At 52.1% G+C, this 26,518-nt stretch carries 9 protein-coding genes; all 9 read left to right on the forward strand.

Annotated elements, in window-relative coordinates; translation table 11 throughout:
* Positions 1-1,331: hypothetical protein (locus NT073_RS29230; RefSeq protein WP_297381180.1), on the forward strand; the 1,331-nt coding region annotated here is incomplete at its 5' end.
* Positions 1,332-1,398: 67 nt separating this feature from the next.
* Positions 1,399-1,974, forward strand: a complete 576-nt coding sequence (locus NT073_RS29235; RefSeq protein WP_297381183.1) for a hypothetical protein — start codon at positions 1,399-1,401, stop codon at positions 1,972-1,974.
* A 45-nt stretch (positions 1,975-2,019) separates the two neighbouring features.
* Positions 2,020-2,895: a hypothetical protein gene (locus NT073_RS29240; RefSeq protein WP_297381185.1), complete on the forward strand. Its 876-nt coding sequence runs from the start codon at positions 2,020-2,022 to the stop codon at positions 2,893-2,895.
* Between the two features lie 37 nt (positions 2,896-2,932).
* Positions 2,933-3,784 carry a hypothetical protein gene (locus NT073_RS29245; RefSeq protein ID WP_297381188.1) on the forward strand — a complete coding sequence of 284 codons (852 nt, stop codon included), beginning with the start codon at positions 2,933-2,935 and terminating at the stop codon, positions 3,782-3,784.
* A 391-nt stretch (positions 3,785-4,175) separates the two neighbouring features.
* Complete coding sequence (locus NT073_RS29250) at positions 4,176-8,882, forward strand: putative Ig domain-containing protein (protein ID WP_297381190.1); 4,707 nt, start codon at positions 4,176-4,178, stop codon at positions 8,880-8,882.
* Between the two features lie 843 nt (positions 8,883-9,725).
* On the forward strand, positions 9,726-12,932 hold the full coding sequence (locus tag NT073_RS29255) for a hypothetical protein (protein WP_297381193.1): 3,207 nt from the start codon (positions 9,726-9,728) through the stop codon (positions 12,930-12,932).
* Between the two features lie 281 nt (positions 12,933-13,213).
* Positions 13,214-13,345 (forward strand): hypothetical protein, encoded by a 132-nt coding sequence (locus NT073_RS29260; RefSeq protein WP_297381196.1) that lies wholly within the window; start codon positions 13,214-13,216, stop codon positions 13,343-13,345.
* Between the two features lie 540 nt (positions 13,346-13,885).
* The gene (locus NT073_RS29265) at positions 13,886-15,577 is read left to right on the forward strand and encodes a hypothetical protein (RefSeq protein WP_297381200.1); all 1,692 of its coding nucleotides are present in this window, start codon (positions 13,886-13,888) and stop codon (positions 15,575-15,577) included.
* A 1,098-nt stretch (positions 15,578-16,675) separates the two neighbouring features.
* Complete coding sequence (locus tag NT073_RS29270) at positions 16,676-26,506, forward strand: SdrD B-like domain-containing protein (RefSeq protein WP_297381203.1); 9,831 nt, start codon at positions 16,676-16,678, stop codon at positions 26,504-26,506.
* Positions 26,507-26,518: the final 12 nt, after the last annotated feature.

A 26,518-nucleotide genomic window follows, 5' to 3' on the forward strand; every position in this document is an offset into this window, starting at 1 on the left:
GGGTCAACACCCCCGGCGACGGAAACCCGGCTAACAACCAGGCTACACCCGTGACGGCAGGACCCGTAGCGCCCGCACTGGCACCGGATTTGGTGATCACCATCGGCCAGCCTTTCCCGGCCCTCACGGTTGGGGTGACCAGTACGTTGCCCATCTCCGTGAGCAACATCGGTACGGCGGTCACGACAGGGCCTATCATCGTCACGGTGAATGTGCCAGCCAACATTACCGTACCCGCCAGCTTCACCACCGGCAACTTTGGTTGTGTGGTAGCTTCGGGGACGGTGACCTGTACCAGCAATACCCCCATCACGGCGGGTAGCAGTACGACATTAGCCGTACCGCTCACCCCGACAGCGGGAGCAGTGGGCAGCACGCCAACCTTCACCGGCGGGGTGAACACCCCCGGCGACGGAAACCCGGCCAACAACCAGGCTACACCCGTGACGGCAGGACCCGTAGCGCCCGCACCAGTGTCAGCATTATCGCTGAGGGTGAAAGTTTTACTGCAAGGGGCGCTTATCAACTCATCGGCTAGTCCGCTCATGCGTGACGACTTGCGGACGGGGGGCTATTTGCCAATGACAACGCCTTACTCGGCTGCGGTTAGCCCACGCTTTGCTCAAACGGGTGGCGGTGGTGGCGAAACCACAACGGCTACCGTGCTAACGGCCAATGGAGGTACGCCCAACGCCATTGTGGATTGGGTACTGGTTGAACTACGGGATGCTGCCAATTCAGCAAACATAGTCGCCACTCGATCCGCCCTGGTTCAACGCGACGGCGATGTCGTACTGGCATCTGATGGCACATCGCCCCTTTCGTTCAGTTCACTGACCGGCAGCAGTTACTATGTGTCGATTAAACACCGAAACCATCTGGGTGTGATGACGGCAACGGCCATACCACTGAGTAGCACGACAACGCTGGTTGATTTCACCACGCTGTCGGCAGCCGCCACCTACGACAAATCGACGGCAGCTATCAATTATGATGGTCTGGAAATGGTGACGGTTGGTGGGAAGCGAGCCTTGTGGGCAGGTAATGCCAATCATGACAACAAGGTGAAATACGTAGGCGGGCTGGATGATAACACGACGATTCTCAACGACGTAATCAACGCCCAGCCAGGTAATGCCACACCTGCCTACAACTACGACCTTGCGTATGGTTATTTCTACGGCGATGTCGATATGAATGGAAAGGCCAAATACCAGGGAGGGGTTAACGACACGTCGATCATCTTCAGCAATGTGTTAGCGCTCTATTCCTTAAATGTTCAGGGAGGTCAGGTGTATAACTACGACTTATTTATTGAGCAGTTGCCGTAATCTAACGAGCCGACAGAGTGACCTACTCTGTCGGCTTTAACTAAACAAACGCTAAACATTCTTACAAATGAAATTCCTGTCTTCGCTTATTGTATTAGTCGGACTAGCTTTTACTGGCTATTCACAAGGACTGATCGACTTAACATTACGATACAACATCGGTCAGAGCCGATATGAGGTCTATGCACGGCCTACTTTCTCACAAGCTAATTTCAACTGGGGGAGTGCTCAGGTATCGGTGGCCGCTCCTGCATCAATCGCCAACTCGCCATTTGTGGTGACCAGTGTGGCCGGTGGCGGTTGGGATGATGTGTCGCAGGTATATGCCCCTGCAGTTGCCTCGACGCTGGATTTTCACGGTATTGGCTCGCAGGGCAAAAAAATAGACCTGGTGACTAACCAGGAAACGCTGCTGTTTTATTTCACGCTGCCCCAGGGAAATTGCGTACCCGGGTTACGTCTGTATGTGAACGGTAGTGATCCCAATTCGGCGGGTGCCGGTATGCAGGGGGGGGACTTCACCAACGTTGTTTACACCACCAGTACCAACCAACAGCAAACCAATTTGTATCAGGCTAACTACGCAAATACAGGAACTGTCTGTACCGTCTGCAACTTAGTGGCTCCTACGCTGAGTAAGTAATCAAATTTCGAGTGTCCAGAAAATGGGTAAAGACCCACCAAGTGCATGATCCACTTTTTGTTTTCAAATTTCAGATGGCGGTTTATTCTGATCGCGCTTCTGCTCCCGATAACGACCTGGGCAGTTCCAACAGAAGCGGTAAATAAATCCGTATCTACTGGTATGGTATGGGCCAGTGATACCGATGGAGATGGCGTACCGGATACCAGCGATTTGTGTCCGGGGACACCCGCCGGTACGAGCGTGAACGCCTATGGTTGCCCGCTAACGCTGGCCAGCTGCGACTTCACCTCATCCACCATCACCCTCAAATCCAGCGGTGGCAGTGGTAGCGGAACCACCCAGTACGTGCTGGCCGATTCGGTCGGCATCATTGTCCGGGTAAGTTCGACGGCCACTTTTTCGGGCTTGGCGGGTAGCCGTACGTACATGGCACTCTCCATCACTCATGATGGATCGGTGAGCAACCTAAGCGTAGGTCAGCCACTAAGCAGCGTGACAGCGACCTGCTTCGACTGGTCGGATGCGCTGCCCATTCGAGTTTGTGTGAGCTTACCTCCACCTCCACCTCCGCCAGCTACCTGCGACTACAGGATTGGGATGCCGATTACGCTAACCAGCGCAGGCGGTAGCCCATCAACGGGTACCTTAACGCGGTATGTACTTGTTGCCAGTAACGGTGTGATTACACAACTGAGTAGTTTGGCCTCGTTTTCTTCGGTCGGGCTTACGAGTGGACAGTATAGTGCGTATGCCCTGATTTACACAGATGATCAAAGCATTCAGAATCTACAGGTAGGTAAGGCGTTTTCTACCGTAACGGCTCAGTGTCTTGCCGTGTCATCGCCCTTGTTGCTGACACTTTGTGATGCGGTTTGTCCACCGTCTTGCATACCCATTACGGTTCGCCGAATACGCTAATAAAGAAATGACCAGATACCCTATTAACTGTTTTACCATGCGAACGATATTTCTTTTCTGGTCAGGACTTCTGGCCACTACGCTAGCCATTGCACAGCCAGTTCAAGTTACCCATAGTGTATCACAGTTTGCTGTTAACCTGACATATAACAGTGAGCAAAGTCGTTACGAAGTGTATGCCCGGCCTAACTTTAAAAGTAACCGGTTTAACTTGGGGCCTTCCCAAGTATCTATTGTCGTGCCAAAGTCGATTGCCGATCAACCCCTGGCTATCTACAGCGAGACGGCCCGCTGGTCGGATTATTCAACCGTGTTTGCGCCTGCTGCGGCTCCTGAGGAGGACTTTCATGGCATTCACAGCATGGGCAAACTGATCGACTTCGAGGAAAATACCCCTTTTCTGTTGTTTACGTTTTCGCTGCAAGGCGGCTATACGGAAGGCGTTCGACTGTTTGTAAATGGACAGGACCCTACGTCGGACAAGATGGGTATGAAGGGGGGCGATTTTGGTAATATCATTCAGGATTTTACCGGTAAAGACTACTTTATGGGCGCCTTTGATAAAGCTAGCCTGAATCAATTGGCTAGCGCCCCTACAGAACTTAAAGACCCAACAGTGCTCGTGTACCCAAACCCGATTGCTGGCGATGCCTTTACGGTTACGGCCCAGCAGTATAACCCTGGCGAACGGGTACGGCTTCGCTTACTGTCGGCTTCAGGGGTTGAATTCCGGTCAATGGAGGAGGATGTTACCAAACTTATCTCCTACCGGATGCCGGTGCCCAGCCAGGCTGGGGGACTCTTTTATTTATCCGTTGAGCGTATCAGCGAGATGAAGGATATGGCTGGCCCCAAAAAGTTGTACAAGAAACTGGTGATCAGCAAGTAACCAGTAGTCAGGATCGCGGGCGAAGTTGACAAATCAGCTTTGCCCGCGATCCTGTTTTTAGACACCAAAGCCTATTGATAATCTTATCTCTGATATAGATTTTGAGTGTTATTTCCTTTACGCCCCGTAACAACGGCCCGGCCTAAAGGGATAAATCCGCTACCCAAGAAATTAAAATAGGTAGCTAACTAATGAGAGGAACCCTAAAGACAACCACCTATAAGGCCGAACAGGCAGATATCCCGTTTAATTAGCTATAACATATAATCGGTATACTTTTTATAATACCTAGCCCAATTTTTGGTACTGTATTTGTTCCATTCATTAGATAAAAACGGGCCGATTCAATATGGAGTGTCTTTCCTCTATTATAAGAAATAACTGCCGATTGATGCGACTGCTGGTTTGCCTGTTTTCGTTCAGTATCTATACCCTAACCGGTTTTGGACAGGCAGTACCGACGAGCGTACTCGGGAAAACCGGTGATTACTCCTACATGTGGTGGACCAACAAAGCCAAGACCTCGCCACAGAAAGGTTTTGCCATCAAGAGCAACTACTACGCGCTATCGTTTGATTACACGAACCTGACCATCAGTAATTTTCTAATCAATAAAGCACCCACTACGTCAGACGTTAGCCTGCGCGAGGCCCAGAGTCAGAGCTTCCCCACAGTCGACCCGACGGCAGTTACCTATTCGATTCTCCAGAACACAAGCCGCTACAGAGCTATATCGACGTCTAACCAGATGGAGGATTGTCAAGTAGTGGAAAGCGGAAAATACGTTCAGCGCCGATTCATCGAGAAGGTTAATTTTCAACCTGGTGCTCCGGCTCAGGATGTATACAATACCGGTGTCGAGGTGGCCGCCTGGCCAGACCGCTTAACGTTGCTGATGCGCTACACACCCACAGCTGCCGTAACCGCTGGTACGCTGGAGATGACCTGGACCGCCCCCGCTGCCTATCCGACCCTGATCCAGAACGGTGCCGTTCAGGGTTTCAAAGCCGCCGATGGCAGTGGGTTTTTGTTTCTAAAAAGCAGTGCAAGCACATCGTTCTCCGTCAATGCCTCGACACGCACGGTTACGGCTCAGACAGCCGCCGGTACCTGGACGGCTGGCCAGGAAAGAAATGTAGGTATTATTATTTATCCCATTGCGGCTAACATCGACGCCAGACTCCTTGAACTGGCCGCTGTTGAAAGCCAGCCACTGGCCATCACAGCTCAGCAAACCTCACCAACCAGCACGTCCATTGACGTACAGTACGATCAGGATATGGGTGCGTATCATTTCGATCTGCGTAACGACGGAAATACGGCCTATTATTCGGCGTCGAGCAACAACCGAATCGAAAAAGTCGCGTTTTCGATACCCAACACAACCGCTACCGATCGGGTCGTTCGGCTTAATTTCGCTAAGGAGCGCAAATGGAAGAGCGGAGATGCAAAAGGGCCGTATGACGATGTGTTCGGCGTAACCGGATTATCGGCCGTATTGCGGGATAATCAGGGGAATCCGGTGGGGTTACCCGTTCAGTTAACGAAAAACTTCCACCCCGGTCCCGATGCCAACAATGTTCCAAACCACTACTACCGGGGGGTGTGGTATCATGGCTACAGCCAGTTGGTGATTCCGGCCAATACCACCCTGTCGCTCGAATATGTGAGCGTCAATGCACTCTGGGGTACGTTACCCGCAGCGTCGGAATCCCAGGTGAGCCTGGTGGGGTGCTGCTTTAACTTCCTCTGGAATCAACAGGCGATTGGCTCCTGGGGCGAAACCATTACCTATGGTGTTTCTCTGGATACGACCAGCTCGATCATCAATGATTTTCGGCCTTTATACCTGAAGTGGAAAGATGGAGGACTGTATAATCTGGGCGGTAATCACGGGGGGGCGGGCCTACTCAACTACACCCGGTCTGATGGGAAGCGCAGCATGCACACCAACGTGCGAACGCAGTATAAGCGGTACAGCCCCAACCTGACCGAAACCACCTATGCCGGGGTCAGCGACGACGATAAGCTGAATCTGGAATATAGTACAGCTATTTATCGAAGTGAAGACATGACGCGCGGACTGTATAAGGTCCGTATGAAAGTCTTACAAAACACTAAATTCAAAAATTTCTCAATTTTCGAATTAGGTACGTACTGGTATCACGCCACGAAGTCCGCTAAACTGGCCGTGGGCAATACCGATGGCCTGACCGAAGAGTGGAATGCAACCATTAACGGGACCAACGCGGTCATTGGTGCGGCCAGACCCATGACGGGCCGGGTACCCTGGGTGTCGATGCACCAATCTGAAACCAGCGAAGCCCCTTCGGCGCAGTTTTACGATGCCAACCGGGGCTTTGTGATTCGGTCGTGGAAAGCGCAGATCAACTGTCAGCCCGCCATCCCCTATCTGGTCGAGAATTCGGTGGCAGCGGCTAACTTCGCCAACGGGGGTAACAGCTCTAACCTCTACATCACCACGCCACCCGGTGTTACCGAATTTAAAGCCGGTGATTACATTGAGGCCGATATTGAGGTGTTTCTCCTCCCCAAAGTAGCGGCCAATTACTATGGCACAAATCAAAACCTGAAAAATGCACTCGCTACCAAAGCTGATACCTGGCAAATGGTTTACCGCGAAGCCACGGGCAATGACCTGACGGTAACGGCGCAAAAGGGAACGGTTCTCGCCAAGTATCCGATTCGGATTGGGACGACAGCCAATGCCGCTGTTTTTCAGGTAAAAGGAGGAATGGGTTACGTACCCGTTACCTTCAGTGGCGTGTCGGATTACCAGAAAAATACGCTCTATATTCGGCAAAACAACCAGTGGAAGGCGATCAACCAGGCCGTGTATGGCAAGGATTTCTGGCAAACGGATTTCGACCCGGCTACGCAAACCTGGGACCTTACGTTCAACATCAACCTGGACTCACCAAACGACATTCCCCAAACTCTGACCTATGCTTTTGGCGACACGCTCCAGGCTCAGTTTTGTGGTGGAGCTATTCTTTCGTCGGCCATCGACTCGCTGAACCATGCCACCTGTGGGCTGTCGAACGGCAGGGCTATGGCCATTGTGCAGGGAGGGCTGGCACCGTACACCTACGCCTGGACCACCAGCCCGGTGCAAACAACACCGTTGGCGATTGATCTGGCTCCCGGCTCGTATACCGTAACAACGACCGATGCCGCAGGATGCACAACCACCAGTCAGGTAAGCCTTACGCAAACACCAGCCGTAAGCCTTTCGATCACATCCGTTACCTGCGCTCCGGATCTAAAGACCTATTCGATCACGTTTTCGTCAGATGGTACCGTAACGACCAATGTGGGTTCACTTTCGGGAACCACAGTGAGTGCCATACCCGCCGGGCAACTGGTTAGTCTGACTGCCTGTTCGGGGAGTTGCCTGACCGTTGTATCGGCCACAAACGACTGCCCCTGTCCGGTTATAAACCCGCCGGTTAGTGGGGGAGATAAAGCCGTCTGTTTGGGTACGGCCTTGCCCCCGCTGACGGTAACGGTGGGCATTGGCGAGTCGGCCAACTGGTATGATAGCGCGGGAAACTTGATGGCATCGGCAACGACAACATATATGCCCACCACTGAGGGGAGTTATTTTGCTGAAGCCTACAGCATCCTTTCCGGCTGCAAATCGACTACCCGAACGACCGTAACCGTAACGGTTAACGCCCTGCCCACGATCACCATCGACCCGAATCAGATCCGCTGTTCGGACGACGCCCTGACGTACGAACTCGCCTATACTGCCACTGCTAACGCGGTAGTGACGACCACCATAGGCGTTCTGGATACGGCTGCAAGCAAAGTAACCGGCATACCAACCGGCCAGCCGGTACTACTGACGGCTACCCTCAACAGTTGTACGGCAACCGCTACAGCGACTCAAAGCTGTACGGCAACCACGGTATCGGTTACGGTTACGGCGGGCGATTGCCTGTCGGCTACCAATCAGTATACCATTAGCGGAGTGCTATCGGTGACGAGTGCTGTTGCAGGTTCTGCCACCGTTACAGACGGAACGGCTTCTACGACCATTCCGGTTACGGCTGGAATCAGTGCAGTACCTTACTCGCTAAGTGGACTGACCAGCGGTACAGGGCTGCATACGGTGTTGGCCAGTTATGCCAGTCAGTCGGCCATTACTACCTATACCGCCCCCCTTTCGTGTACAGTTGCCGCTCCGATGCTGACGGTGGTGGTCAGTACACCCGTCTGTAATTCGGTCATCGGCACACCGACTGCCAACCAATATACGGCCACGGTCACCGTCTCGCTGAGCAACGTGGTAGCCAGTACCCTGACCATCACCGACAATGGCACCCCCATTAGTAGCCTCAATATCGTAGCGGATCAGGCCACGGCCAGCTTTCTCGTATCCGGGATCAGCAACGCGGCCAGCCACACCGTGGTGGCGATCCTGACGGGCGGGATCTCCGCCAGCATGATCTACACCGCCCCCGTAGCCTGTACGGTTTGCTCGATGAGCATCACGACCAGCACATTACCCAACGGTCAGGTGGGGACGGCCTACAACCAGACCATCAGCACCACGGGCGGCACGGTCCCGCTGACCTTCGCGGTCACGGCAGGCACGTTGCCCCCTGGACTGAGCCTGAATACGACCACGGGTGCTATTGCCAGTACAACAACCAGTGCCACAACCAGCGGCTTCACGGTAAAAGTGACGGATGCACTGGCCTGCACGGTGGCTCAGTCCCTGTCGATTACCATCGCAGCCCCGCCCCCATGCGCACTGACGGCGACAGCGACGCCGATCTCGTGTAACACGGCGACGAGTACCTACGCCGTTACCGGCGTCATCAGTCTAACCACCGCGATAACGGGTACGGCAACCATTACCGATGGCAGCCAGACGACCACGGTAGCAATAGGTAGCGGGGATATTTCGGTTCCCTATACGCTGGCTGGACTACCTATCGATGGGACTAACCATACCCTGAGTGTGAGCCTGCCGGGTTGTGGAACCACATCGACTATCTATACCGCACCGGCGAGCTGTTTGTGTACTTCACCAACTTGTTACCCTACGGTAGTGAGTAAAAATTAGGCTGTTTGTTTATCAAAGTCTTAAAAATTCATATTCTGTAAAAGGCTACAATACTTACTAAGTACGAGCTTTTACTTGCTATCCTACAAGTCCAGAATAAGTTGAGCCTTTATCTACAACGCAATACCGTTGAGTCAGCTGTCTTTCTGTTAGCTCCCCGCGCCGAGCCAATCATTTTCAGCCAATTCCCACAGGTAAAACGTTCAATAAGCAGACTAAATCCGTTAAGTATTCCTCGGCTACCTTATGTTGGCCTGCTATTTGCTAAAGTGGCCTGGATTCTTAGAAGTAAGTAAAGTCCACAGCTATAAGAATAGCCTTCGCCGTTTGTCTACTAATATTTGTTGTTTGTCACTAAATCTTAGTCTCTTTTCGGCATCAGCATAGTATTTGCCCATTAGCTATCTGGCCATCATATGTCATCGCTTGTGCAACCGCTTCCTACGGATCAGAGCGATCAGTCAATCGTTACAACTTAGGGCAGACTATGCGATTAATGTCTAAATACCCTTTACAATTCAGATACGTTTCAGGAGCTGTTCGACCTCTGCTATCAACTTATCTGAGTTCTCCCGAGAGGGAACAGATCTATTTCAGGCACTTACCATCTAGGGATAGCAGGGACCAACACCTGTCTATCCACCAAAAGGCATTTGCATCTCAGATGGTCAGCAATCAGCGGTTGACATTATTCAATTGTTTGATCGGTCTATCTGATGCGGACTATTTACCGCATTTCTTTTTGCCAGACTCACCATGCCAAACGTACTGACCCGATTTTCATATTTCCAACGTGTGCCTTTTACGCAGAAGCCCGCGCAAAGAGCGTTTATTTCAACCATTATGAAGCTACTACTACAAGAGTGCTGGCTGCAGTTTGTCAACCACTTGAGGTGGTTTCTGGCAGCCCTGATACGTGTTATGCCGGTTATGCCGACGGTAAGCAGGCTACCCAGACCTGGTTCCTGCGAAGAGCCCGTTCAGGAGGCTTCCCGGGTTGGGAACCAGAAACGATTTGAGACCAATACGCCTGTTCGGGGACCAACCCATACTGGGTCGGCAAAAGGTCTATTGAACCGATTTGCCGCTTCGACACAGGCGCTTATCTCCTACAAATCAGTTTGTTTACTGACCATACTATTACTTTTTGCTAGTAGTGGTGCCTGGGCGCAGAATGCACCAGATGGGTGTACCAACACCATTATGCTGGTGGCTGAATACAAGCGACCTGTCAACGGAACTCCGGTTCCCGGCGAGATCATGACCATCCAGTTCAACGGGTCCAATCCACCGAACTGTAGTTTGCAAGGTGGTGGCGAAGGGATTGTGGTCGATAGCAGAAGGGGGCGGGCTTATCTGGCTGACATTGCCGCGCAAACTCTTTCCGTTTATGACTATAGACAAGGTAAAATTATTGCCACAATCGGGTTGGCCGGTAGTCCGCTGGACGTAACGATTTCTAATGATGGCAACTCCATCTATGTCAATACGGCCGACGGGACGATTAGTATAATTTCGGCTTCTTCGCTTTCGGTTGTCGGTTCGACCAACAGCCTTGGCTCGTCGGGTAGCCCCTGGGGTATTGCGGTCAACCCCGCTAATGGCGATGTCTATTACACACAAAACTTTTTTCGTAACGACGATCCGGACTTATTACCTTCTGAAACGGGCCATAGCGGCTTATCTCGGACAGATGCAAACTTAGGCGCATCGACGTTCTTGGGTGACAGTCCAACCGGTACTAACTACCGGGGTGCTGTTTTCGGACCGGACGGAAATCTGTACGTTGTGTTGGCGGGTAACCCCCGTAACGGAATTCATGACGCAGTCCTGAAAATGGACGCGAACGGTGGGATTATCAGCACCTTTAATTTACCTGATCGTACGGTGGCTACTGGTCTTGCCAGTAATGAGCCTTACGATATAGCCTTTGGACCGGATGGCAATATCTATGTGACCACGTTTTACGGCGATTGCGTCATACGGGTCGATGCCGGTTCAGGTTCGACCAGTACCTACCTTCCGAACGTACCTGACTCCTTCGGAAAAGGAATTGCCTTCGTTTGTGGCGAAATCGTTTGTCCCAACGCCTGCCCCAGTGTTAATAGTGAACAGGCTTGTGCTGGTACGAGCACCGTGTTAACCGTGCTGGATTGCGTCGGTACGGTAACCTGGAGCGATGGGCCTATTGGTAACACCCGAACCGTGAGCCCCAGTGTGACAACAACCTATACAGGTACCTGTGACCAGTTCAAGAGTGGCTGTTCGGGTAATGTCTCGGCTACAATTACAGTAGTTGGACCATCTATCACGGCGGGTACGCCAGCCTGCGACGCGAGTGGGACTACGTACTCCGTTAATTTTACACCGGGCGGCACTACAAACAGTGTGACCTCGTCGGCGGGTACCGTCAGTGGCAACAGCGTGACAGGTATTCCGGTTGGGACGGATGTAACGTTGACGGCTACCTCTCCCGATGGCTGTCCGGCAAATACGATTACCATTACCTCGCCTAATTGTACAGTACCCTGCACCAACCAACCCACCATCAGTGGGTCGGGTACCTGTGATGCCAGCGGCACCACCTATACCATCAACTTTACGACCGGCGGGGGCGTCTCGACGGTAACGGCCTCGGCGGGTACGGTTAGCGGCAACACCGTGACGGGTATTCCTGTGGGCACCAACGTAACCCTGACGGCCAACCCAAGCAGCGCAGCCTGTACAGCTGCTACGACCACCGTGAATTCCCCCAACTGTACGGTTCCCTGCACCAACCAGCCCACCATCAGTGGGTCGGGTACCTGTGACGCCAGCGGCACCACCTATACCATCAACTTTACGACCGGCGGGGGCGTTTCGACCGTAACAGCCTCGGCGGGTACGGTTAGCGGCAACACCGTGACGGGTATTCCTGTGGGCACCAACGTAACCCTGACGGCTAACCCAAGCAGCGCAGCTTGTACCGCAGCTACCACCACCGTTAGTTCACCCAACTGTAACCCCGCCTGCCTCAACCCACCCTCGATCAGTGGCACCGGGGTCTGTGATGCCAACGGCACCACCTACACCATCAACTTCACCAGTAGCGGGGGTATCTCGACCATAACCGCATCCGCTGGTACGGTTAGCGGCAACACCGTGACGGGTGTTCCGGTGGGCACCAACGTGACCCTGACGGCCAACCCCAGCGATGCAGCCTGTGTGGCGTCTACCAACATTGTCACCTCGCCCAACTGTACGGTTCCCTGCACCAACCAACCCACCATCAGTGGGTCGGGCACCTGTAATGCCAACGGCACCACCTATACCATCAACTTCACGACCGGCGGGGGCGTCTCGACGGTAACAGCCTCGGCGGGTACGGTTAGCGGCAACACCGTGACAGGTATTCCTGTGGGCACCAACGTAACCCTGACGGCCAACCCAAGTAGTGCAGCCTGTACAGCCGCTACGACCACGGTGAATTCTCCTAACTGTACAGTACCCTGCACCAACCAGCCCACCATCAGCGGGTCGGGTACCTGTAATGCCAACGGCACCACCTATACCATCAACTTCACGACCGGCGGGGGCGTCTCGACGGTAACCGCCTCGGCGGGTACGGTTAGCGGCAACACCGTGACGGGTATTCCTGTGGGCACCAACGTAACGCTGACGGCTAACCCTAGCAGCGCAGCCTGTACCGCAGCTACCACTACCATTACCTCGCCTGCCTGTACCTTACCCTGTTCGCTGAGCATTTCGGCGGCCCCTGGCCCTTGCGTTCAGGCTACTAATCTGTATACCGTAACGGGTACCCTAACGCTGACTAATGCTGTCGCCGGAACGGCCACAATTACGGACGGGAGTGTGAATACAAGTGTTATTGTTACGGCCGGAGCCACCTCAGTATCGTACACACTAACAGGATTAACCTCAGGCGTAACCCAGCATACAGTTAGTGTCAGTCTGCCGGGTTGCGGTACGGCCACGAGAACGTATATAGCACCCGACGGGTGTTTATGCCCGTCGCCAAACTGTTATCCAACCACAATCACTAAAAACTAGAATATCTAAACAGTTATACTAATAAGAGCAGCCCGGTATTCTTTCACGAGAGTACCGGGCTGCTCTTATTAGTATAACTGTTTAGATATGGCCTACAGCTATCTACACATTTGGCATCTAAATCTGTCTTATTATACTACCTACACTTTAATCCATGGGACTCCTGAAAGAATCGTCCATATACACAAACCGCTGACTGTTCCCAGAATTTATTTATAGTTTATGTCAACCTGACAGGTTGGTTTCCCTGGACGAACAACTGAGCAAGCGCTGTCACCCTCGTGAATTCAGATCAGACAATGGCTGGTCTTCAGGACATGTACGGCAACATTCTCGTCTATCCGGAGTCGATCTTTTCCGATATTGATGGCAACACGATTCATTGCTTTCTCACACTGGTAAACAAAAATTAACATCAGGGAGTAGGGTTTCCTTTATTATTCATGCCCGGTCTTTACTAGAGATCGGGCTTTTTTTATTTAATGAAACAGGCAGTGCTTATACCGCATGAGTAGATTATAACAATTTTCATTTGCAAGCTAGATACATATCAGCCAAAGTAAGCTTATAGTTTATGTTCGGTATACATCACATGTATACTGTTAATAATATTTCGAATACTAAATACATATTTATTTTACTTTATTAACGTCGTATACCATCTATCAATAACGTTGATTATCCCCTAAAGCCGTTGATTATCCCCATAATCATCTCATTTAATGGATTTAGCATAGCATTTGCTTTAGAAAGTTCACTACACACTTTCGTTAACCAAACCCTTCTAACTATCACAAGTTGCGTTTAAAACCATGCAAAACGTATTATCACAATTTCAGTTTTTGACATCGGATAGGTCTACCGATACTTCATGTATCTACAAATCAGTGGCTCATATCAACTTGCATCGACCTGGTAAACCAGGCATATATAGAGCAACTCTATCGTACCTGATGCTGGCATTTGGCATATCGCTGCTGTTAGTGCCAAACCGATTATTCGGGCAGGTAACAACTACCGGCCTAACCTGTAATTGTGACGAATACATCTATTTAAATGAACCAGGCTCTCGGCAAGTACATAAGTTTAGAGTAGAGAGTAATGGCAACCTAACTGAAATTTTAGTTGGCGGAAACCCCTGGTATCCGGGCAACTACCCATTCAGCGAGTTACCAAGCCCGCATGGCTTGGGAACGGACATCAATGGTCGGCTCTACATTGGTGAAACTGGTGGTGGTGGTACCCACGTTCGGCAATTCACCACCAATGGCATTATTTCTCCTACCAGCACCTTTAACCTGCTTGTTGACGATACAAACCAGAATACGTTCAGTATAGGCAATACATTCTATATCAATGCCGACAATGGCCCAAAGGCTTATGACCTTTGTACCGGGCAATTTATAGGGCAGGTTTGTTTGAACAGTTCGGCGGGGATTCAGGTAACTGGTCAGAACCTCTGGGGGCTGACTTACAATCCCAAAACGGAAATGGTATATGCCAGTTCCCGAAGTAGAGGTTCCGGTGTTCCAGCCGGAAGCGCGGGTAATATATGGGCCTTTAGCCGAGCCCAGCTTGAGGCCGCTCTGGCCAATGGTAGCTGTATCAACCCTATTATTAAGGAAGGGCCTTCGGAAACGATCAATGTGGGCGAGAAATTCATGCCAAACTCAGATGGAGGTGTTTTTGGCGTTGTCAGCGATAATCAAAAAAACATTTATGTAGTAAAAAGCAGCATCGACGGTGGTCCGGTAGCCAACGCCAGAGGCTCTTATATACTGAAATATGATCCCCAGGGTGGATTTATTGCCCAATCGCAACCCAGTAGTGTAACGGGGGCCGGTATTGCAGGAATTGGTATTATCTGGTCGGAGGGTACAAACAAACTGTATATGTCAAACCTGAACAGTGCAGCATCGGAGGACTGTATATCTGCCTTTGATGCCAACACGCTGGCGTATATTGGAACCGTCGTACCAAACCCACCCAACGGCACGGGTGGCTCTAAGGCATTAGCCATTATTAAGGAATGCTGTCCCAGCCCGGCGGTGGTTAACATCGACCAGACCTTCTGCGGCAAAAACCTCAACCAACAGATATTCCTCCAGGAACTCCTAAAATGCGAAGGAATCATTGGCGAAGGAAGCTGGTCGGCCGATCCAGCCAACGTTGGTCTTGCCTATGATGAGTGTTCGAAATCCATCCAACTCACCTCAGCGAACGCCTGCGGTAAGTTTGTCCTTAAAAATGTTGGCGGTACCTGTGGTAATTTCACGATCAACGTAAATGTCAGTAATGTGCTGGTTACGGCTCCGGTTATCACTGGCAATCAAACCGTATGTGCTAATCAGGGAGACCCTACGCTCATAACCATCGCTACCCCGGCTACAGCCAACGGCACAGTAACGTTACAATGGCAAAAAAGCACTACCTCCTGTACCGATGGTTTTACCGATATTACCGGAGCCACCGGTTTCAGCTACGACCCGCCTGCCATTAGCCAAACGACCTATTACCGGATCGTGGCCACCGCCAAAGGTACCTGTAGCTCGGGCACCTGTTCCGATAATAGTAACTGCGTAACGGTTACCGCGTCGATCCCGCCTTCAATTAACTGCTATCCTACCACGGTGACCAAAAATTAAATAGAATACGCGGTGTGTCTGAAATAGCCTGTTCAGCTAGCTTCAGACACACCGCGTATCTATCATCTTTCATAGTTATCCCCTGATACAGTCTGATCAAACCCGCTTAACATTTATCCGGGGCGGCATCACTTTTGTAGGCCTGTTGCGATCGAAGCCTCACAAATCCTTCAAGTTCGGTTTTATTGCTAACTGATACTTGTTTTGATCATAACCGCCGGTAGCCTCTGTGTGAATGGGCAATCAATTACCGGAAGGACAGCTTTACCCTCTCCGATCTGACCACTGGTATAACCTACCGGGTATAATTTACCTTACATAAAAGCCCCGTTAGGACGTCCTTAACGGGGCTTTTATGTTGTAGATAGCCCTTTACGTCTAGTAAAGGCTGGCTATCTGCCTTTGTTCATCGTCGACTTATTTACCAATAAACGTGATGAAGCACCAGACTTGAAAGAAGCATCCAATGGCGATTCAGGCTAGTGATAGGGTCGTTTTTAGGGCGAATATTAATAGGTATGGCCCCTACAGGCACTTGCCAGACATTTCCAAAAGCCAGCCGATTAAGTTGGTTCACTTTTTGTAAACAATATATATTAAATACAATACAGCGTATCCTACTTCTGAGTACAGAGAGTGACAATGTCGTTTATTTCCATATATCTGTTGATTGTCCCCATCCCCCCTTGCTAACTGTGATCTAGCATAGCATTTGCCGAAGAATTCACTGTCGTGTATACACGGTTTTCGGAGTCAGAAAAGACTTTGCCACTTCGCGTCCATACGTATTCATCAGATAGTAAAAATTTCTGGCAGATTATGCTCTCAAAGATTACATCCTATCATCCGTCAGGGTCGCTACAAAAAGGCTACCCCGCCCCTTTGTATTCGCCCTGGTTTCGGCTTTCTCTCAACGAGCAGGTCGGGGGTGGGATGTACTCAATTGGCTACCAAGCAACCAGATGTTCACCTCAAACCCACCAACTAGTCTCTAAGGCGGCCTGCCAGACCATGCAAAACGTCTCACCCAGATTCCCTAGTACAGCCTCGCAACGGCCTTCCCCGGCATCCGCTGCAACAACTTTTAGATCAACCACTATGAAGCAATTACTACAAACTTGCTGGCCGCCAGTATTAAACTACCTGAGGTGGTTTTTGGCGGCTTTGTGTCGCGTCGAGCCTGGTTTGCCGGTATTCCGGAGGCTACGTACTGCGGGAACCTCATCGCCCCGAAAGCAGCGGTATTGGCCTGTGCGACAAAAGTGGGATAAACACACGCAGGAAATCAGGGGACCTGCCCTATTGAATAACGCCAATACACTGAAGCGCAACGTAGTAAGTGCGCTGCTGATCCTGTTGCTGGGCGGGATATATACTGCAAACGCCCAAAATGCGAGTACAATTTGTACCACACCGATAACCTATACGCTGAATACTGGCGAAACCTACACGGCGACGGCACAGGCCGGATTGACCAATTATCAATGGTATAAAAACGGGGCAATAATAGGCGGAGCTACATCTGCCGCCTATACTGTTACCTCAATTGGTACTTATACCTGGACGGCGAAAGATGTCGCTGGCTGTTCCGCAACAGAATGCTGTCCCATCGACTTCATCCAGGCTTCCTGTACGCCACCCACGCCAACCGTTACCGTATCGCAATCGCTGATATGCGCTGGTAGCAGTGCCGTGTTAAACGTAACCGGTTGTACGACCGGGTTCATTACCTGGAGTACCGGCGAAACAAATGCGTTTATCACGGTTAGCCCGGACGCTACAAAACTTTATTCCGTAACCTGCGCCAACCCGCTTGACCCTACTTGTAAAGGGCAGGCGTACCAGTTGGTGACGGTACAGCCCCGACCAAACTTTACCGTATCGAGTGCCGCCATCTGCGCCGGGCAAACGGCCCAGCTTGTGGCATCGGGTTGCGCTGGACTGGTGTCGTGGAATAACGGACAGACGGGCAGTGTACTTCAGGTGATGCCTACTGCCACCACTACCTACCAGGCTACCTGTACAGACCCCGTTTGTACGGTTCCCCAGGCAACAGGAACCGTAACGGTCAACCCGCTACCAACCCTCGATCTGGGAGCGCCCGTATGTACGGCAGACCTGTCGTCGTTCAGTGTTCCCTTCACGAGTACGGGCACCGTAACGGCCAACCTGGGAAATATCTCGGGCGGGCAGATCGTTGGCGTACCAACGGGACAAGTTGTGACGATAACAGCTACCTCAACCGGTTGTATGGTATCGAAAGACGTTCTGAAAGATTGTACGTGTCCGCCCGTCGCGCCACCGGCCGGTCAGAACGTGGTCAAGTGTAACGATCAGTTACCGGCTACACTGGCCGTAACGGCGGCTTCAGGATTACAGGTCAACTGGTACGCGACCCAATCGGGTGGTGTACCACTGGCCAGCAATAGCCTGACATATACGACGCCGATAGCCGGTACGTATTACGCCGAAACGGTTAGTCCGGTTTCGGGCTGTAAGAGTTCTTCCCGGACCGCTATTACGCTGACGGTGGTGAACAAACCGACTGTCGCGATCAACCTGTATAATAAAGACCTACAGCCCGTTACGACACCTAACGTATGTGTAAGCAACCAGCAGCAAATTACGCTGGCCGCTACCCTGGCCGCAGGCAGTTCGGGCTCTTTTACGTATCAATGGAAGTCGACAGACGATCCAGCACTCACGTACCTGAGCTGTAAAACCTGTTCAGCACCTGTGCTGACCGTTCCGGTTACGGAAACACGCAGCAGCCTGACCTACACAGTGACCGTTACGGCCACTGATGGGACTATTCTGTGTTCGACCGATGCGTCGACGACAATCAATCTGAAGCAAACGCCTAAGCTCACCATTACGGTGCCCGTACAGGTTATTTGTGACGGAAGTTGTGCGAACCTGACCGTAACCGCCGATAAGTCTATCCAGTCGGCTTTGTGGACACCTGTTAATTTAACGGGAACCACCATCAAGGTTTGTCCGGCGGGATCACAGCAGGGGTATAAGGATTATATCTATGTCGTGAACGTGACGGATACGGATGGTTGCTCATCGACAGCCACGGCCAAAGTTACGGTAGGACCATCGCTCACGATCAGTGCCGGTAAAGACCAGACATTGTGTGAAACCGGTAAAGCTACCCTGACGGCCTCGGCTAATCTACAGTCCAATGCTGTCGACGGCACGGTAACCATTACCTGGAGCGAGTCGCCAACCAACCCAAATTCAGGGGCAAACCTGGCGAGTACTACGGGCAGTACGGTTAGTACAAACACGCTGGCACCGGGTGTTTATCGGTTTACCGCCACAGTTACCCAGCAGAGCCCCAATGGGGATGCCGCCTGCGTAAAAACCGATGAGGTGCAGGTTACGGTCATTAAAAAGCCCGTGTTCACCATCAACCCAACGGCTAACCGGATTTGTAACAACAGCACGCAAACGGTAACCCTGGCCGCCACACTCGATGCGTCTACCCCAGCAGCCGCTACATTCTCCTGGACATCTACCGATGATCCCGGCCTGGCGTTCCTGAGCTGCTCATCCTGCACCAACCCAACGCTGATGATTCCGCCTTCCTACAACAAGGCGACGATCACCTATACCGCCAAAGCAACAGTAACGGGCGATAACAATATCGAATGTACTTCGACCCAGACGGTAACCATCACCGTTAAGCAGTCGCCAGTATTGACCATCACCCCACCGAAGATTATCTGCGATGGGTCGTCGGTACAACTGACGGTGACCGCCGACAAACCCGTGGCTTCGTATGCATGGACGGGTTCTGCTCTGACGAGTCTGGTCATTTCCAATCCGATCGCGGCTCCGGCCGGTTCGTTGCAGGAAAACAAAGACTATATCTATACGGTAAAAGTGACGGATGCCGATGGTTGTTTCACCGAAGCATCGACCCGCGTTACCGTAACGCCAAGTCTGAATGTATTTGCCGGTAGCGACATCACCATTTGCGAACGCTCGACTACGCCCCTGTCGGCAACGACCAACCTGCAAAGCAACGCGACCAACGGTACGGTAACCGTAACCTGGAGCGAAGCCGCCACCAACCCGGCAACGGGCACCAACCTAGCGTCGACAACCGGCTACTCAGTCAACACCAAAGCCCTGGCACCGGGTGTTTACAAATTCACGGCTACCGCTACCCAGGTAAGCCCCAACGGCATTACGAACTGCGTTAAAACCGACGAAGTTCAGGTAACGGTTACGACGGCGCCGATCCTGGCGATCAAGCCAACCCGCACCGATATCTGTAGCGACAACACCATGACGGTGACGCTGGCCGCAACGCTCGACAATGCCACACCCGCCCCGGCCAGCATCTTCTGGTCGTCGGTGGACGATCCATCGCTGGCTTATCTGAGCTGTACCAACTGCGCCAACCCGGTACTGACCGTGCCCGTTAGCTACAACAGAGCAACGATCACTTACACGGCCACGTCTATTGTCACGACCGACAACAACCAGCAGTGTACGGCTTCGGCTCAGGTGACCATCACCATCAAGAAAGCACCGGTGCTGACCATCACCTCCCCGAAGATTATCTGCGACGGTAGCTCGGTACAGTTGAACGTTGATTCGGACAAGGCGGTTGCCGCTTACGAATGGACCGGCTCGGCCCTGTCGAGCCTGATCATCAAGAGCCCGATTGCCGCACCGGCCGGTTCGCTACAGGAAAACAAAACCAACCTGTATACCGTCAAAGTGACCGACACCGACGGTTGTTTCGCATCGGCGACAACGAGTGTGACGGTAACGCCGAGCATTCGGGTATATGCAGGCGAAGATGTCACCATCTGCCAACAGGCAACAACCCCGCTGTCGGCAACGACCAATCTGCAAACCAGTGCCCTAAACGGTACGATAACGGTTGCCTGGACGGAAGATATCAGCAATACGAACTACGGCAACAACCTGGCCGCTACGGCTGGTTATACTGTCAACACCAGAGCCCTGGCCCCCGGCGTGTACAAGTTCTGGGCAACGGTAACGCAGGTGAGTCCGAACGGGATCACCAGTTGCGTCAATACCGACTGGGTACAGATTACGGTTACTCGCAATCCGGTGCTGACGATTGTGCCCACTCAGCCTAATATCTGTCCGCTGAGTCAGGAAACAATTACCCTGGCGGCTAACCTCAGTGGTTTCACGCCCGCAGCGGCAACGATCTACTGGACATCGAAAGATGATCCAACAGCGAAGTTCCTGAGCTGTTCGGTTTGTGCGAATCCAACCCTGACCGTACCCGCTGGTTATACGGCCAACACAATCAGCTATACCGCAACGGCCATTGTTACAGCCGACAATAACATCCAGTGCCCAACTACGGCTACGGTGACGATTATCGTCAATCCCGTACTGAAAGTGGATGCGATTGCCGATGTAACAGTTTGTAACGAATACATTGCAGTTAAGCAGAGACGCTCGACAACCTTGCGCGAACTGGTAAGCGGCAACCCGGTCAGTATCGCTCAGTATAAGATTGAGCCTATGGTAGGTATCACCAACGTAGTGGTCAATGGAGCCACGTTATCGTTCGATGTGATGCCGTCCAATGAGATCGTTGAATACACTGTAACGCTCAACAGCGCGGAGACCTGCTATGCCAGTACGAAGTTTTTTGGCTACGAAAACCCGCGTCCTATTGTGGAGTTCACAATGGACAGTTATATCTGTCTGGGCAGCAAAGCGCAGGTGCTCTTCAATGGCAACGCGAAGCCAGGTGCTGTATATACCTGGGATTTTGCGGGTGCCAAAGTGATTTACTCGAATGACAGCAAGCCCTACGACGGCATTGCCGAAGGCCCTGGCCCCCATGATATTCAGTGGGACAAGTATCCTGGCTTTGGCAATACGTATGTTGTATCGCTGACGGTCAATGACGGTGGCTGTACCGACACCCGTCGGAAAGATATCCGCATTGAGCGTGGCTATGATGTCGTGTGGAAAACCACAGATGCGTCGGTTTGTAACGGAACCGATGGCAAAATCACGCTGGTATCGGCGCTGGAAAAAATCACGAATCGTGATGTCGCCAATACCCTGGTCTTTACCTGGACCGGACCAAACGGCTTTACCCTGATCGCTGCGGCTCCTCAGGGCGCGAACCTGACCAACCTGGCACCGGGCACGTATCATGTGCGTGTCGACAACAGTATCGGTGGTTGCGCGTACGAGTTTGACCTAGACATCAAGCGCCCCAAAAACCTGGGTCTGAACGCGCTGGTCGGCTACAAAGCAACCTGTGGTCAGAAAGATGGCGGTATCCACACCGAAGTGGTAGGTGGTACCGCTCCGTACACGTTCTTCTATTACGATGCTGCGGGTGCGTTACTGAGTAAACATACCGTTTCGGACACCCTCGATTATGTCTGGGACTTAGGCGAAGGTAAGTATCACGTTAAAGTAGTAGATATCAACCTGTGTAGCACAGAAGGCGATATCGTGCTGGATAACGCAGGCGGACCACGGGTTGAAATTGCCCAGATTACGCCTACCCCTTGTGGCGATAAAACAGGTAAGGTGCAGTTCACCATCTTTGGGGCAGCACCGTTCAGCTACTCGCTGGCCTCAGACAATCCGTATCCGGGCGGTACGATTACGTTGGCGGGTATTCCGGTCACGCTGGAGTTCCTGGAAGCAGGTGACTATGTCCTGACGGTACGCGATGCTAACGGATGTGTGACGGTGAAGCGGTTCACGGTCGGTGCGCTGGCTCCTAACTTCAGTATTGCAGTGACAACAACACCTGGCTCGTGCCCATACAATCCAAATGGCAGCGAGAATCCAAAAACGGGTGCATTCCAGGTAACCAGCCCACTCGGCGCTCAGTATACCTACACATGGTATGGCATTGACGGTAAAGCCTTCACGCCATCGAGCCCCACTTATCCAACCGGATTAGCGACCGGCGTCTATAAGCTGAAAGTTTCCAGCAATACCGCCGGTGGTGGTATTTGCACCGACAGCACGATGCTGATTCTGAATCCGTCCGAAGGCCCGAAACCGGAACTGGTAACGGTGAAAAACCCGACCTGTCCGGATCTCGACAATGGCAGCGTCACCTTCATTGTCAATAAAAATGTAGATACCGGTACCCCGGATAAAAACCGTTTCCCGCTAACGAATATTGGGCCGTATACTTATACGCTGCGTAATACGACCTCGCAGGATGGACTGGTTCGCAGTGGAACGGTTGTCGATAATACGAACCTGACCGTTACAGGCCTGGCAAGAGGCACCTACCTGCTTACCATCACGGACCGGACTCTGTGCGTTGGCTATCAAACCTTCCAGGTGACCGATCCTGATCATTTTGAAGTACTGGTCGACCGGGATAACCTGGTGGTGTGCGATGCCAAAGACGGCAAGGTATGCCTGACCATCAACGGGGCCACCGGTCAGCGTTATACAGTGAGCGTATCGCCAACGGTTATTAATCCGACGCCGTTTACGCGGAATATGACTAATTGCCTGTTCGGTATGGATGCCAACACGAACTATACGGTAACGATCCGCGACTCGCTGAACTGCTACGTTAACTTCCCGGTCAGCCTTACCCAGCCAGCGGTCTGCTATGACTGTGATAAATTCTGCGCGAAAGATGTCGAAGGCTATGATATGAGCTGCGACAGTACCAACACCGGTAAGGCGCGTATCCGGGTAACGGGCGGTAAAGCACCATTCAAATACACCTGGTACAACACCTTGGGTCAGGTTATTTCACAGGTAACATCGGCTGATTCGGTGAATACGCTCGACAAGTTGATTGCAGGTGTGTATTACATATCCGTAGTCGATGCCAACAGTTGTACCATCGGTGGCCCGGATGGCGGGAAGCAGAAGATATCTGTCGCTATCGGCCAGTCGGGTGGACCAACGGTGGTCATCAACAGTACAACACCATCGGCTTGTGGAGCCTCTACGGGTAGCATCCGCTTCTCCGTAACGGGTAACAAACCGTTTACCTACACGCTCACCAGAGTAGGCAGCTCGGTGGAGCTGGCTACAGGCAGCATCATCAACGTACCAAACGCCATTACACTGGGTAACCTGCTGGCAGCTTCGTACGTGTTGAAAGTAAAGGACAGCAAAGGCTGTGTAACGACAACAACGGTCGACATACGGTCAGCAACGTTCCCAATGGCTATTACGTCGACGCTGAAAAAACCAACCTGCGATGGCTCGGTACTCGGCGAAATCACGATCAGCCTGAGCCCACTTCCGGGCCAGACGGCTCCGGGAGGCACACCAACGTATGTATGGTCGGGACCGGACGGCGTGTTCTCGCCACCTATACCGGAAAAGGCAACGATGTTACCAGCGGGTATCTACTACGTAACGGTTAGCTATGGCAATGGCTGCTCCAGTACGCAGGAGATTATTCTCAACAATAGCGATGGTCCAACACTGACGGCCGTACAAACTGGTCTGGTAACGTGTATAGGTACTAATAACGGCGCGGTTACACTGAATGCCAGTGGCAACGGACAGTCGATCATCGGCTATATCGTGAAAGGGGTTGTGTCGAAGCCTTACTCGGCACCGTACCCAACCGCGATCACCAACGAGGTTATTCCGAATCTGGCCGCCGGTGATTACGAAATCGAGGTAATTGGCTTTAACGGTTGCGTATCGAAAGCAACAGTAACGGTGCAAAAACCAGAGGTGCCCATCATCGACATCCAGACAACGGCGGTCAATGATTGTGACATCAACAATGGTACGGCTACGATCAAAGTTGTTAGCGGAGGCAAGGCACCGTTCCAGGTTCGCCTGGTATCACCAACGGCTACAGCATTCAGTGCTGGCCCGGTTACCTACGGTAGTCTGGCTGGTGGTGACTATATCGCCGAAGTGAAAGATGCAAATGGCTGTCTGACGCAGTTCCCATTCACCGTTGCTGACCTGCGCAAGCAGTTATGCTACGGCAGCATTGGTGACTTCGTCTGGAAAGATAAGAATGATAATGGTCGGCAGGATGCCGCTGAACCAGGCGTACCGGGTGTAACGGTCGAACTGTGGAAAGCGGTCAATGGCGCCCCAGCAACAAAAGTTAGCTCTACAACAACCAGTGCAACGGGTAAATATCTGTTCGCAAATCTGCTCAAGGACAGCTACATCGTGAAGTTTGTGCAGGGCACCTGGCCAGACAGTTGTCTGATCAGCCCGAAATACAAACAGGCTGGTGTGCTCGATAGTCTGAACTCTGACGCTGACCCAATCTCAGGGCTTAGCCCGGTGATAAGTCTGGACCCCATCAAAGGTGGTTTGTTGAAAAACAACCCAACCATTGATATGGCCCTGTATATCCCGACCAGTACACTGGGTGATTTTGTCTGGAAAGATAAGAATGACAACGGACGGCAGGATTCGGGTGAGCCAGGGGTGAAAGGCGTGAAAGTGATTCTGTGGTCAGCAACGGCTAGCGGCACGCCCAAAGCGAAACTGGACTCAACCACCACAGATCTGACAGGTAAGTATCTGTTCACTAAACTGAACAAAGGGGATTATCTGGTGCAGTTTGTGCCAGCGAGCCTGCCCGATAGCTGCATGCTCTCCAGGAAGGACAACTGGACGGGTGTTGCCGATGATTTCGATTCGGACGCAAACCCAGTAACGGGTATCACGCAGGTGGTAAGTCTCGATCCTTACAAAACAGGTCTGCTGAAAGATAACCTGACCGTCGATGCGGCCCTGGTGTATGCCAAAGGCTCAATTGGCGACTATGTCTGGAAAGATGCCAACAATAATGGCCTTCAGGATGCGGGTGAAGCCGGTGTGAAGAATGTGGTAATTGAACTTTACAAAGTTGTCCGTGGCATACTGGTTTCACCAGCCTTTGCCACTATGTCGACGGATGTAAATGGTAAGTACCTGTTCCCGAACCTGGATACTGGCGACTATCAGGTGAAGTTTGTGACCAGCACGTTCCCATCCGAATGTAGCCTGAGTCTCAAACCAAACACCGGTAACGACGATACGATCGACAGCGATGCTGATCCAATCTCAGGGCTGAGCCCAATTATCCCGATCAACCCCTATCAGGGTCCGGGCCTATTGCGCGATAACCTGACCGTTGATGCGGGTCTGTATACGCCTAAATTAGGTTCTATTGGTGATTATGTCTGGAAGGACGCCAACGACAATGGCATACAGGATGCCGGCGAAGCGGGTGTAAAAGATGTACAGGTTGAATTGTACAAAGCAGTGAACGGTCAGCCACAGGGCGCGGCCTTGAAGATTGTCTCGACAGACATCAACGGTAAGTACCTGTTCGACCTGTTACCGAAGGGTGATTATCTGGTGAAATTTGTCAGCAGCTCATTCCCTACAGCTTGCGCGATCAGCACCCGACCAAATACGGGCACGGATGATACGAAAGATAGTGACGCCAACCCAATCACGGGTCTGTCTCCAGTAATAACGCTGGATCCTGAACAGGGTGGTCTGCTCCAGAACAACCCAACCATCGACGCGGGTCTGTACAACACGGCCACTGGCTCAATTGGTGACTACGTCTGGAAGGACACCAACGACAACGGTATCCAGGATGCATCGGAAGTTGGTGTCGCCAACGTACAGGTTGAACTCTTCGCTGCCGTCAATGGCCAGCCTCAGGGCGCGGCTCTCAAAGTGGTATCGACCGATGTAAATGGGAAGTACCTCTTCGATAAACTGCCAAAGGGAGATTACCTGGTTCGTTTCATTGGTAGCTCGTTCCCGGCCAACTGTGCCATCAGCACCCGGCCACGGTCAGGCACTGACACCAGCAAGGACAGCGATGCTGACCCAACCACGGGTCTGTCACAAGTCATCAGTCTGGACCCTGTTCAGGGCGGTATTCTGAAAGACAACCTCACCATCGACGCGGGTCTGTACCGGCTCAATTGGTGACTACGTCTGGAA

The organism is Spirosoma sp. (assembly GCF_026391055.1).
In the GTDB taxonomy this organism is placed as follows: domain Bacteria; phylum Bacteroidota; class Bacteroidia; order Cytophagales; family Spirosomataceae; genus Spirosoma.